Origin of the sequence: Rhodanobacter sp. C03, from assembly GCF_002001175.1 — a bacterium.
Taxonomy (GTDB): Bacteria; Pseudomonadota; Gammaproteobacteria; order Xanthomonadales; family Rhodanobacteraceae; genus Rhodanobacter.
Genome location: NZ_MUNT01000012.1, coordinates 13,210 through 26,820 on the forward strand (window position 1 = coordinate 13,210; position 13,611 = coordinate 26,820).

8 protein-coding genes are annotated in these 13,611 nt (G+C 64.5%); 6 read left to right on the top strand and 2 right to left on the bottom strand.

Features of this window, described 5'->3' with window-relative positions:
* Positions 1–18 precede the first annotated feature (18 nt).
* Positions 19–2,181 carry an adenosylcobalamin-dependent ribonucleoside-diphosphate reductase gene (locus tag B0E48_RS16235; protein WP_077519207.1) on the bottom strand — a complete coding sequence of 721 codons (2,163 nt, stop codon included), beginning with the start codon at positions 2,179–2,181 and terminating at the stop codon, positions 19–21.
* A gap of 384 nt (positions 2,182–2,565) precedes the next feature.
* On the opposite strand from B0E48_RS16235, the gene B0E48_RS16240 reads away from it, so the two are divergent.
* From B0E48_RS16240 to B0E48_RS16255, 4 genes are all read left to right on the top strand, one after another.
* On the top strand, positions 2,566–3,966 hold the full coding sequence (locus B0E48_RS16240; protein ID WP_077519226.1) for a Do family serine endopeptidase: 1,401 nt from the start codon (positions 2,566–2,568) through the stop codon (positions 3,964–3,966).
* Between the two features lie 218 nt (positions 3,967–4,184).
* Positions 4,185–5,465: a substrate-binding domain-containing protein gene (locus B0E48_RS16245; RefSeq protein WP_077519227.1), complete on the top strand. Its 1,281-nt coding sequence runs from the start codon at positions 4,185–4,187 to the stop codon at positions 5,463–5,465.
* A gap of 12 nt (positions 5,466–5,477) precedes the next feature.
* On the top strand, positions 5,478–6,176 hold the full coding sequence (locus tag B0E48_RS16250) for an HAD family hydrolase (RefSeq protein WP_077519208.1): 699 nt from the start codon (positions 5,478–5,480) through the stop codon (positions 6,174–6,176).
* An 89-nt stretch (positions 6,177–6,265) separates the two neighbouring features.
* A complete protein-coding gene (locus B0E48_RS16255; protein ID WP_077519228.1) occupies positions 6,266–7,645 on the top strand; it encodes a leucyl aminopeptidase family protein in 1,380 nt (459 codons plus the stop codon).
* Here the strand turns inward: B0E48_RS16255 and B0E48_RS16260 are convergent.
* Positions 7,633–8,250: a DUF4126 domain-containing protein gene (locus tag B0E48_RS16260; protein WP_139350326.1), complete on the bottom strand. Its 618-nt coding sequence runs from the start codon at positions 8,248–8,250 to the stop codon at positions 7,633–7,635. The two genes, B0E48_RS16255 and B0E48_RS16260, sit on opposite strands and share 13 nt — an antisense overlap.
* Before the next feature lie 444 nt (positions 8,251–8,694).
* On the opposite strand from B0E48_RS16260, the gene B0E48_RS16270 reads away from it, so the two are divergent.
* Together B0E48_RS16270 and B0E48_RS16275 are read left to right on the top strand one after the other, a co-directional pair.
* Positions 8,695–11,604, top strand: coding sequence for a TonB-dependent receptor (locus B0E48_RS16270; RefSeq protein WP_077519210.1), 2,910 nt, complete (start codon positions 8,695–8,697; stop codon positions 11,602–11,604).
* A 106-nt stretch (positions 11,605–11,710) separates the two neighbouring features.
* On the top strand, positions 11,711–13,561 hold the full coding sequence (locus tag B0E48_RS16275) for a sulfotransferase (RefSeq protein ID WP_077519211.1): 1,851 nt from the start codon (positions 11,711–11,713) through the stop codon (positions 13,559–13,561).
* Positions 13,562–13,611 lie beyond the last annotated feature (50 nt).

Sequence of the window (13,611 nt, forward strand, 5' to 3'; positions counted from 1 at the left end):
CGAAATCGCAAACAAGACTCAGAACTTGCCGTAGTAGCCTTCCTTCAAGGCATCGAAGAGGTTGGCGGCGGAGTGCATTTCGCCGTCGTATTCCACCTGCTCATTGCCTTTCAGTTCGACAACGCTACCGTCTTCCAGCTCGAAGCGGTAGAGGGTGCTTTCAAGATCGGATTCCTTGACCAGCACGCCCTGGAATGCGGCGGGGTTGAAGCGGAACGTGGTGCATCCTTTCAGGCCCTGTTTGTAGGCGTAGAAATAGATGTCCTTGAAGTCTTCGTAGGGGTAATCGGTGGGCACGTTCGCGGTCTTGGAGATCGACGAGTCGATCCACTTCTGCGATGCGGCCTGGATGTCAACGTGCTCTTTCGGGCTGATGTCGTCGGCGGAGACGAAGTAGTCGGGCAGCTTGTTGTCCGCCTCGTCGGTGAACACCTTGGCATCGGCATTGATCAGCGCGCGGTAGGCGAGCAGCTCGAAGCTGAGCACCTCGACCTTTTCCTTCGACTTCTTGCCTTCGCGGATCACGTTGCGCGAATAGCTGTGCGCGAAGCTCGGCTCGATGCCGTTGCTGGCGTTGTTGGCCAGCGACAGCGAGATCGTGCCGGTCGGCGCGATCGAGCTGTGGTGGGTGAAGCGCGCGCCGGTTTCGGCCAGCTCGGCAACCAGGTTCGGCGCCACGCTGGCGATGCGCTGCATGTAGCGGCTGTACTTGGCGTGCAGCACGCGGCCGGGGATCGCGTCGCCGACCTTGTAGCCGTCGCTGACCATTTCCGGGCGCTTGCGCAGCATGTCGCCGGTGACGGTGAAGTCGCGCAGCAGGATCGGCGCGGCGCCCTTCTCCCTGGCCAGATCCAGCGCCATTTCCCAGCCGGCGACGGCCATCTCGCGCGAGACTTCCTCGGTGAACGCGACCGCTTCGGCGCTGCCGTAGCGATGCTTGAGCATGGTCACGGTGGAGCCGAGGCCGAGGAAGCCCATGCCGTGGCGGCGCTTGGACATGATCTCGTTGCGCTGCTGCTCCAGCGGCAGGCCGTTGATCTCGACCACGTTGTCGAGCATGCGGGTGAACACCTTCACCACCTCGCGGTACTCGTCCCAGTCGAAGCGCGCCTTCGGGCCGAACGGATCGCGCACGAAGGTGGTCAGGTTGATCGAGCCGAGCAGGCACGAACCGTACGGCGGCAAGGGTTGCTCTCCGCAAGGATTGGTAGCGCGGATGTGCTCGCACCACCAGTTGTTGTTCATCTCGTTGACCTTGTCGATCAGGATGAAACCGGGCTCGGCGTAGTCGTACGTCGAGACCATGATCATGTCCCACAGGTGCCGCGCACGGATGTGGCTGTAGATCTTGCAGGCGACCAGGCCGTCTTCGCGATCGACGTAGTTCTCGTGGGTCGGCCATTCGCGCCAGACCACCTTGGTCGGATCGTCGACGTCGATCTCGTTCTTTTCCTTGACGTGCACCGGGAACACCAGCGGCCAGTCCTGGTCGTGCTCGACCGCATCCATGAAGCCGTCGGTGATCAGCAGGCTGAGGTTGAACTGGCGCAGGCGACCATCCTCGCGCTTGGCGCGGATGAATTCCTTGGCGTCCGGATGGCTGATGTCGAACGTGCCCATCTGCGCGCCGCGGCGACCGCCGGCGGACGACACGGTGAAACACATCTTGTCGTAGATATCCATGAACGATAGCGGGCCGCTGGTATACGCACCGGCGCCCGAGACATACGCGCCGCGCGGACGCAGCGTGGAGAATTCGTAGCCGATGCCGCAGCCGGCCTTCAGGGTCAGGCCGGCCTCGTGCACCTTCTCCAGGATGTCGTCCATCGAATCGCGGATGGTGCCGGAGACGGTGCAGTTGATCGTGGAGGTGGCCGGCTTGTGTGCCAGCGCGCCGGCGTTGGAGGTGATGCGGCCGGCGGGAATTGCACCGCGGCGCAATGCCCACAGGAAACGCTCGTACCAGTGACCGCGCAACTCGTTGCTGATTTCGACATCGGAAAGGGCGCGCGCCACACGCTGGTAGGTCTCGTCGATGCTGCCATCGACCGGCTCGCCGGACTTCGCCTTCAGGCGGTATTTCTTGTCCCAGATATCGTGGGACGCGGGTTGCAGCGGAATGTCCACGACGGCATCACGACCTGTGGCTGAATTTGTGGCTGGCGCACGCACTGTGCTCATCGGCTTCCTGACCTCCCGGGTATGGCCTCGCGGCCCCCGTTGTTTTTATTTGATATGACGGTGTCATCCACGTCGCGCTACAGCTGCCGGCAAGCCGTGGAAGATTGCTCTCCGGCCCATGCGCCACCTGCTTTCGACGACAACGACTCCCCCTCAAGAGTACGCTATTCAGCACCAGCACTTGTCCTGTCGCCAGCGCCTGAACACAAGATGTTGTGGTTGTGCCCGGTGAGGCAAATTAACCCTGCAGGCGCTGGATGTAAAGTGCCGGCAACCACCAAACCGATCGAAACCTGCCGAAGTACCCGGTATCTCCGGCACGGAACCGTGATGCCTTGATCCGGTCGAATCAGGGCATCTCATCGCCTTATGAAGGAGGACTCCATGTCGCTGCGCCATTCCCGCCCCATGTCATGGCTGACCGGTCTGCTGGCCGCCACCGTGATCGGCTTCGTGCCGGGTACCAGTCCGGCCGCCACCCTGCCGACGGCAGTCGATGGCCAGCCGATGCCATCGCTGGCGCCGATGCTCGAACACGTGACGCCGGCAGTGGTGAACATCTCGACCAAGACGCGGGTGGCGGTCAGCAATCCGTATTTCAGCGACCCGGTACTGCGCCAGCTGTTCGGCCTGCCCGACACGCCGCAGGAGCGTACCGAACAGAGTCTGGGTTCGGGCGTGATCGTGGATGCGGCCCGGGGTTACGTGCTGACCAACAATCACGTGGTCGGCGGAGCGGACGACATCACGGTGACCTTGCAGGACGGACGCGACTTCAAGGCCAAGCTGATCGGCACCGATCCGGACACCGACGTGGCGGTGGTGCAGATTCCCGCGCAGAACCTGCAGGCGCTGCCGCTGGCCGATCCGTCGAAACTGCGCGTGGGCGATTACGTGGTGGCGGTGGGCGACCCGTTCGGACTCGGCCAGACGGTGACTGCCGGCATCGTGTCCGCGCTGGGCCGTTCCGGCCTGGGCAGCTCGAGTGCCGGGGGCATGGGCTACCAGAACTTCATCCAGACCGACGCCTCGATCAACCCCGGCAACTCCGGCGGCGCGCTGGTGAACCTGCGTGGCGAACTGGTTGGCATCAACACGATGATCCTGTCGCCCTCCGGCGGCAACGTCGGCATCGGTTTCGCGATACCCAACACGATCACCAGCGAAGTGATGGCGCAGCTGGTGGCACACGGCAAGGTGCAGCGCGGCAGCCTCGGCGTGCAGACACAGGCGATCACGCCACGGATTGCCCAGTTGCTGAAGCTGCAGGACAGCAACGGCGTGGTAGTGACTGGCGTCAGTGCCGGCTCCGCCGCCGCGCAGGCCGGGCTGCAGCCCGGCGACGTGCTGACCACACTCAACGGCAAGCCGCTGCGCAGCGTGCAGGAACTGCGCAATGCCGAAGGCCTGCTGCCGCTGGGCAGCACGGTGCAGCTCGGCGTGCTGCGCGACGGCCACAGTCGCCCCATCAATGCCACCCTGAGTCCGGTCAAACTGGCCAGCGTCGAAGGCAGCCAGCTCGATGCGCGCCTGAGCGGCGTGCGTTTCAGCGAGCTCAGCGACGACCAGCGCGCGCAAGGCCTGTACGGCGTGGCGATCAACGCGGTGCAGCCGGGCAGCCGGGCCGCACGCGCCGGCCTGAGTGCCGGCGACCTGCTGATCGGCATTGGCAACCAGCGCATCACCGGCCTGAACATGCTGCGTGGGCTGGCCAAGGTGCACCTGCGCCAGCTGGTGCTGGTGATCGCCGATGCGGACGGCAGCCATTACGTGCTGATCGAGTGAACTGCTGGCGGTCGGCGAGTGAAAAAGGGGTATGGATCGCCCGGCGGCCGTGTTCCGGCGCACAACTTGGCGTCATGCCTGGCGCAAATACATGAAAGTGCTTGATGTTTTGTATTCAGGCCGATGAAATACCCTGTCCGTCTCACCGCATGGGCGCCGGCAAGGCGCCATACTCGCTGTTTCACCATACTCAAATCACGCCGGGGTTCTCCACCACCATGTCTGTACGTCTTGCCCGCCTGCTGTCCATTGCCCTGATCGGGGTCTGCTTCGTCACTGCCCCTGCGTTCGCCAAAACCACGCATGCGCGCACCACGCGTACCAAGGCCAGCGCGCCCGCGAAAGGCCCCACCCTGATCTGGCGCGGCGATGTTGCCACCGCCACCGGCGTGGTCAACGAAGTGGCGCTCGCATGGCAGAAGAGCGGCAAGGGCAATATCGAGCTGCAGCCGTTCAACACGGCCTCGGGCATCGACGCGGTGGCCATCGGTACCGCCGATCTTGCCGGCAGTGCCCGCGCCAGCGATGGCAGCGCGCAGAACACCAACCTCACGTTCACCCCGGTGGCTTGGGACGCGCTGGTAATCATCACGAACGCCTCCAACCCGGTCAGCAATCTCTCGCTGAAGCAGGTGCACGACATCTACTACGGCAAGATCACCAACTGGAGCCAGGTCGGCGGCAGCAACGCGCCGATCGATGTCTACGCGGTGGCCAGCCCCGGCGACGGTGTGGAATACAGTCTGCGCGACCTGCTGTTCGGCCGTGGCAACCAGCCGGTCGCCGCACCGCGGCTGTACGTCAACACGCACAAGCTCGAAGAAGGCGTGGAACTCAATCCGAACGGTCTGGGCGCCGCCACGATGGCCGACATCAGCGGCAATCCCAAGCTCAAGGCCGTCGCGATCGACGGCAACGCACCCACCTCCACCAACATCGCCAATGGCAGCTACTTGTTGTTCACCCCGCTGTACCTGGTGACCAATCCGCGCAGCCCGAAGGCTGCCGAGGTGCAGGCCTTCATCGACTTCCTGCAGACCGAGCCAGCCAAGGCCGCGATGCGCAAACATGCCGTGCTGCCGTACCAGGATGGCATTGCGCTGGCCTCGATGGAGGACACACGCCGCAACCAGATCTTCGCCGAACTGGGTGTGCGCCCGAGCCGCCTCGCCACGACGCCCAATGCCGGTGTGCGTGCCGACGCCTCGATTGCCGCGGTGAGCACGCTGGCTGCCGCACAGTCCCGTACCGCCACGGGCAACCCAGCCACGACGACGGCTCCCAGCACGGTCAGTGCGCCGCAGACCTCCAGTACGGATGTCGCCGCCACCAGCAGCAGCACCACGTCCGCCGACACCACGCATACTGTGGTCAAGGGCGACACCTTGTCGACGATTGCGAAGAAGCACGACGTCAGCGTGGCCCAGCTGCGTGAGTGGAACCACCTCAAAGGCGACCAGATCAAGCTCGGCCAGGTGCTGCGCGTCAGCGACCGCTGAGTCCGCGGTGTCGTGCAGATACTCGCGCTGACGCTGGATCTGGACGATACCTTGTGGCCGGTGCTGCCGGCACTGGAACGCGCCGACCTCGCGGTCGACGCGTGGCTGCAGCAGCACTACCCCGATGTCGCACGCGCGTGGCCGATCACGGCCATGCGCGAATTGCGCGCCCAGGTCACCGCCGAACGGCTCGACCTGGCGCATGACTTCACCACCCAGCGCCAGCTCACCCTGCAGCACGCCTTTGCCGCCTGCGGCATTGCCGCGGCGCCGATCGATACGCTGTGGGAAATCTACTTCGCCGCGCGCAACCGCGTGGAACTGTATCCGGACAGCCTGCCCGCGCTTGAGCGGATCACCGCGCGCTGGCCACTGGCGAGCCTGACCAACGGCAATGCCGACCTGCAACGGATCGGCATCCACACGCACTTCGTCCACCACATCTGCGCCCGCGACAGCGGCGTGGCCAAGCCCGACCCACGGATCTTCCTCGCCGCCGCCGAACGGCTCGGCGTGGCGCCCGCGCAGATCCTGCACGTCGGCGACGATCCGGCGATGGACATGGTCGGCGCCCGCAAGGCCGGTCTGCGCACCGCCTGGATCAACCGCGCCGGCGAACCTTGGCCATCCGAACTGGGACCCGCGCCGGAGCTCGATCTGCGCGACATGGGCGCGCTGGCCGACTGGCTCGACGTACAGCACGCCGCATAGGCAGCGCCCGGCAAAACGCGCATGATTGGAGATTGACCGTCACGCCATCGGCGACCCAGCGTGCCGTCGCCAGCCCGAAGGATTCCCGCATGTCCGCCCTGATCGAACGCCAGCCCGGCAGCCGCCACAGCATCGCCATCGAGACCACCGACGCGGCGCACTATGCCGCGACGCGCCGGCGACTCAGCGCGGCGCAGCGGCGCTGGCTGAGCGACAGCGGTTTCGAGGCCGCGCCGGGCACGTTCGCCATGCTGGCCGATCCGTCCGGCAAGCTGGTACGGGTACTGGTCGGCGTCGATGTGCAGGATGCACTCGGCGCGCTGGCCGCGTTGCCCACGGCCTTGCCTGAGGCGAATTACCACCTCGCCGCCGAAGGCGTACTGACCGATCTGCACCAGGCTGCACTGGGCTGGGCATTGGGTGCCTACCAGTTCACCCGCTATCGCCAAGCCAAGCGCCCCCCGGCCCGGCTGGTCGTGGCCGCCGCCGAACTGCAGCAGCTGGCGCCGCTGGTGCAGGCCACCGCGCAGGTACGCGACCTGGTCAATACGCCGACCGAGGACATGGGCCCGAAGCAGCTCGCCGATGCGGTGAAGCAGCTCGGCAAGACGCACAAGGCGAAGGTACGAGAGTGGGTCGGCGACGATCTGCTCAAGGCCAACTTTCCGACCATCCACGCCGTCGGTCGCGCCAGCCATCGCGCGCCACGACTGATCGAACTGGGCTGGGGCAAGTCCAGCGATCCGAAGCTCGTGGTGATCGGCAAGGGCGTGTGTTTCGACACCGGCGGCCTCGATCTGAAATCGTCCGACGGCATGCGCTGGATGAAGAAGGACATGGGCGGCGCCGCGCACGCGATCGCGCTGGCCGGCCTGATCATGCAGGCGAAACTGCCGGTACGGCTGACCCTGCTGATTCCGGCGGTCGAAAACTCGGTGGCCGGCAATGCGATGCGCCCGGGCGAAGTGATCACCACCCGTGCCGGCCTCACCGTCGAGATCGACAACACCGATGCCGAGGGCCGGCTAGTGCTGTGCGACGCGCTGGCTTACGCCGCCGAACAGCAGCCGCAACTGATCGTCGATTTCGCCACCCTCACCGGCGCCGCACGCGTGGCGCTGGGGCCGGATCTGCCGGCGCTGTTCGCCAACGACGAAGCCGCCGCGGCCGCCGTGCTGGCCGCCGGCCACACGGTCAACGATCCGCTGTGGCGGCTGCCGTTGTGGCGGCCGTATCGCCGGATGCTCGACTCGTATCTGGCCGATTTCGCCAACGCCGGCCCGTCACGCCATGCCGGCGCGATCACCGCCGCGCTGTATCTGGAGCGTTTCGTGCCGGACAGCACGCCGTGGCTGCATCTGGATACCTACGCGTGGAACGACAGCGATCGTCCCGGCCGGCCGCGCGGCGGCGAGGCGATGGGCTTGCGCGCGCTGTTCGCGTTCCTGCAGCAGCGCTATCGCGACTGAGTGGAGCTGGTCAGGGTCGAGCCGAGTCGCTGCAGGCGTTGTCGCAAGGCACGCAGGCCACGCACGATCCGTGGCAGCATCCAGCACATCAGCAGCACGAACAGGCCGAGCAGGATCAGCAGCGCCAGCGGATGCTGCCACATCAGATACAGGCCGCCGACCCAGCTGACGTCCTCGCCCACGCTGGCACCCCAGTTGCTGAAAGGCTCCGGTGAAGTGTTGATCAGCGCGCGCGTGCCGGCCTTGGTGAAATGCGTGCCGGCGACCAGCGCGCCGCCGAGCAGGGCCGCCGCGAACTGCACGCCGGCGCCGGAATCCTTGAACACGCCCCAGGCCAGCATCGTGCCGAGCGGGATGCGGATGAAGGTATGCACCGCATCCCAGACACTGTCGAACGCCGGCACCTTGTCGGCCAGGAATTCGCACAGCATCAGCACGCCGGACACCACCAGCACCCAGGTATCGCTCAGCGGCAGCAGCCCATCCGGCAGGTGCACATAGCCGAACCGGCCAAGCATGCCGGTCACGAAGATCGTGGCGTAAAGCCGGATGCCGCTGGCCCAGGCGAGGCCACCAGCGAGCGCGACGTTCGGCAACATGTCCATGCGGATCCTCGTGGGGGATGGCTGCAAACCGTGTTTACGCGTGATGTTGCGGCCTGTCCAGCCTCGTTGCAGCTGATCACCCACACCGTATGGCCGCCTGGAAGGCTTTGCGCCGGCACGGCGAGGACGCCAACCGATTGCCACAAACCATCGGAAAACAGTGTCGTGGCGCTATTTTTTTTTGCGATCCCGTGTGATCCTGCTAGCCGATCCGCATTTCCTCCGGCCGCGTCAACCAAACTCCAGGATCAAGCATCTCATTGGCCATGGGAGGGAATGGCGGATCACCGCGTTTGCAATCGCAGTAGCTCACACGAAACCGGATCATGGCGGCAGGCGCGCCTTTGGGAGAGGGCCGCATTGAAGCGCTCGTTTGGATGTGTCTGTCGAGAAGCGCTGCCACCATGAAGTCCCGGACCATCCATCAAGATCGGGGAGAACTTCATGCATCGTGTATTGCCTCACAACCGGCTGGCACTGGCACTGTCCAGCGCACTTTTCGCCACCATGTCACTGGGGGCGGCCGGGGTACATGCGCAGGACCAGACAGCCGGCACCACGACGGCGACGCCGACCGGAAGCAATGCTCCGGCCGCTGACCAGAGTCCACCGGAGGCAGCGACGAAGGACAAGGCAAAAAACCTGAAGGCAGTCGTCGTCACCGGCTCGCTGATCCGGCGTGTCGACGCCGAGACGTCCAGTCCGGTGACGACGGTGGATCGTGCTGCGATCACCAATGCCGGCAATCCGACCATGGGCAATGTGCTGCAGGCACTGCCCAGCATCTCAGGCAACGCGACCAACACCCAGAACAACACCAACGGCGGTGGCGTCGCCAGCCCGTCACTGGAAGGCGGCGACGGTGCCGCACGCATCTCGTTGCGAGGCTTGGGCATCAACCGCACCCTGGTCCTGATCGACGGCCAGCGCATGGCCAATACCGATATCAACATGATCCCGCAGAACATGATCGAGCGGGTCGACGTGCTGGCCGAAGGCGCCTCGACGGTGTACGGCTCCGACGCGATCGGCGGCGTGGTCAACTTCATTCTGCGCAAGGACTACACGGGCGTCGAAGCCAGCATCAACGACGGCATTTCCAGCCACGGCGACGGCCAGCGACACGGCTTCAGCCTGACCGGCGGCATGAGCGGCGACAACTACAACATTGTCGGTGGCCTCGATTACAACAAGTACGACGCTGCACTGGCCAGCCAGCGCAAGTTCTCCTCGCACCCGCTGTACCTGTCCAGTGGCACGCTCACCTCCTCCGGATCGAGCACCATCCCGACCGGCAAAATCCAGCTGCCCGCATCGTTTGCCGGCCAATACGGTTGCACGGTCAAGAACAACAGCATCCTGGTCACCAAGGCACAGAGCACCGGATCGAGCCAGGCCGATTACCGCTGTGACAATTACCCTGCGGATTCGTACAACTACAACACGTACAACTACATCCAGACCCAGCAGCAGCGCACCGACGCCTTCGTGCTTGGCAGCTACAAGCTGGCGGACAACGTGACCTTCTTCGCGAATGCGTTCTTCAACCACACCCAGTCGAGCGGCCAGGACGCGCCCGCACCGACCTCGGTCAGTGACGGGTGGTACGTGGCGGCCAGCAACCCGATCAACCCGTTCGGTGTCACCTTCGGCACCGATCCGGCAAACCCGAACGATCCGAATAGCGGCTATGGTTTCAATACGCGGCTGACCGGTGCCGGTAACCGCCTGCACACCTACGACACCCAGAACGTGCAGGTCAACACCGGCCTGCGCGGCATGTTCGGGCAGAGCAGCTGGAACTGGGATGCCTCGATCGACTATGGCCATGCCAATCGCACGCAGCGCGATTACAACGAGCTCAACATCGCCGACTTCCAGGCCGCGATCAACAGTGGCGTGAATATCTTCGACCAGGCCAACCAGACGGCCGCGTTGAAGGGATTGGTGGATGATCCGGTGTATGTATTCACCAATGCCACGAAGCAGGTGCAATTCGACGCCAACGGCGAACTGTGGGATCTGCCGGCCGGCGCCATGCAGTTGGCTGTCGGCGCCTTGTACCGCGAGCAATCGATGAATTACACGGTTACCCCCGACGCCGTGCTCGACCTCGCCACCGGCACGTGCCAGATACTGCAGGAGGGCTGCGGTTCGCCGGGGCGCGGCAGCGACAACGTCAAGGAACTCTATGCCGAATCGCTGATCCCGTTGCTGTCGCAGCAACCGGGAGCGTATTCGTTGAACATCGACCTGGGTGTGCGCGCTTCCAACTACGACACCAGCGGCTCGACCACCAACGGCAAGATCGCCATCGAATGGAAACCGATTGCCGATCTGCTGGTCCGCGGCACGATATCCCAGGTATTCCGCGCGCCCAACCTGGATGAACTCTATGACGGCATCACCCTGGTCCAGCCGAACTTGAACGATCCCTGCGTCGGCCTCACGGCTGCCCAGCTCGCGCAGCATTCCGCCGCTTGCCAGTCCGTCCCCGTCGGCTGGGTGAACACCAATCAACAGGTCAACACGTATTACTCGGGCGCCAGCACGGTCGGTCAGTCGCTCAAGCCGGAACAGGGCAAATCGATCGATTTCGGTCTGGTCTACAACCCCAGCTGGGCCGAGGGCGTGTCTACCAGCGTCGACTTCTGGCACATCTACCTGAGCGATCTGCTGACACCGATTTCCGCCACGACGGTGGTCGACAGCTGCTTTGCCAACAACAGCAGCCCGTATTGCTCGTTGATCAGCCGCTATGGCACCAACACCCAGAAGGCGGGCCAGATCAATGTGATCGACACGCCCGTGGTCAACCTGGGCAACCTCAGCACCAGCGGCATCGACTTCACGCTGGACTACAAGATCCCGCATTTCGACCTCGGCAGCGTGAATCCGGGTGACTTCAAGGCGGCCTTCGCCAGCACCTATCTCTCCAGCTACAAGAACGACGCCACACCCGGTCAACCCGGTGCGCATACGGTCGACTACGCCGGCACCTTCAGCCAGCAGTTTGGCAACATGACGCGCTGGCGTGGCACGCTCACGTTCAACTGGACGCTGGGCAACTGGAGTGCGCAGTGGCAGACGCGCTACATCAACCACCTGACCAACTTGAATGCGGATGCCGCCGTCCCCGGCGTCAACCTTCCGATGGCCTCGGTGCTGTATCACTCGATCCAGCTTGGCTATGCGATCCCGTCGTGGCATACCCGGATCGACATCGGCGTGGACAATCTCAGCGACAAGATACCGCCCCTGGTCTATCAGAATGGCACGAACTACAACGTGGATGCCGCCACCTACGACACGATCGGCCGCTACTACTGGGCCCGTGCCACGGTGAAGTTCTGATCGGCTGAGCTGGCTGTAAAGTTCCACGGCAACCCAGAGGGGTCGCGAGATATTCTCGCGACCCCTCTTGCATAATGAAGACCAGCAGACAACCGATCGGAAAGGCATGCCCGCACCCAACCACAGCCTCGTCGAGGCGATGAGCAGCGCCTACGACGCTGGCGACATGGAGCGAGTCATCGTCCTCGGCGAAGGCGCGGCTGAAACGGACGAACCAGCCCTGCTATGGCTGGGTCTCGCCCAGTACGCCTGCGCGCGCTACCGGCAGGCCGCAAGCGCGTTCGTGTCGCTGACGCGCATGCGGCCGCAGGTGTCCGCATACTGGAACAATCTCGGGCTCGCCTGCCGCCAGGACGGTGACATGGCGGGGGCCGAGCACGCGTTCCTGACGGCGCTCTCGTTGGCGCCGGACGATGCCGAGCTGCACTACAACCTCGGCCTGCTGCATCTGCAGCAACGGCATTGGGTGCTGGCCAGGCAGGCACTGATGGATGCGGTACGTCTGTCGCCGCAGTTTATCGAAGCCCGCCTGCAGGCCGCACACGCCTGCTACGTCGGTGGCGACAACGATGGTCAGCAGGCCATGCTGGCCGGCGCCGCCGATTGGCCGGCCCAGTCGGGCGAACAGGCACTGACCCTTGCCGCGATGTTGTCCGCACAGGGCGAACTTGAAATCGCGCTCGGCACACTGGCCCGGGCACAGCTACCCGATGGACCGGCAGCCGGAAGCATGCGGCTGCGCATCGCCGCCCAGCGCTCGGCGCTATACGAGCGCAGCAACCAGCTCGATCGCGTACGCCGGGAGCTGCAGCAGTTGCCACTGGAGGTTCTCGACCAGCTGCCGGTGGACGACGAGGCCCGCGCCGAAGGCTGGAGCGCACATGCTGCACTGGCCATGCGCGACGCCGACTACGCCGCAGCCGCTGCGCTCTATCGTCGAATGCTTGCACAGGCCCTGGATGACCAGCACCGCGCCAGCGCCGCCTTCGGCCTGGCTGCAGCCAGCAGCCGGATGGGTCAACACGACGAGGTATGGCCGGCGTTGCAGACCGCCCACGCCGCACAGCTGAATATTGCGCAAGGCATCGTACCGGAGCTGATGCAACCGGACAGCGAGCCCTTGCAGATGGCCAGTCACCAGGTTGATCACACGGCCTACCAGGGCTGGAAACCGTTGCCCGTTTTGGCCGATCGGCACCAGCCGGTTTTCGTGGTCGGCTTTCCGCGCTCTGGCACGACGCTGCTGGAGCAGATGCTGGATGCGCACCCCGATTTCCGCTCGATGGACGAACGCGCCTTCATCCATGACCTGATCGAGGGCATGGAAATGGCCGGCCAGCACTATCCCGACGACCTGGCGAACCTCACTGCGAGCGAAGCGGATCAACTGCGTGCTGTCTACTTCCGCCGGGTCGCACAGATCGTGCCCGATCTCGGTCAGCGTCGGCTGGTCGACAAGAATCCGCTCAACATGTCGTGTCTGCCGATGATCATGCGGCTGTTTCCGCAGGCGCGCATCATCCTGTGCCTGCGCCATCCGTGCGACGTGCTGCTCAGCTGTTACATGCAGTCGTTCCGCTCACCGGCCTTCATGGTGCTGTGTTCGTCGCTGCAGCGTCTGGCGCACGGTTACGTGCGGGCTTTCGAGCAGTGGTACGGGCATATCGAGGTGTTTGCACCCCACGTCCTGGAGTGGCGCTACGAATCCGTCGTCAGCCAGTTCGACGATCACGTCGCACGCCTGGCGCAGTTTCTCGAAGTCGCAGATGCCGCGCCGATGGCGCGCTTCACCGAACACGCGCAAGGCAAGCGATTCATCAGCACGCCCAGCTATGCCCAGGTCACCCAGGGCATCAACCGCAAGGCAGTCAACCGCTGGCATGCCTACCGGGAACACTTCGAGCCCGTGCTGCCCATCCTGCGTCCATTGATCGACCGCCTCGGTTACACCGAATAAAAGGCGGCGCATAAAAAAGGCAGCGCCGAAGCGCTGCCTTTTGCCGAGTC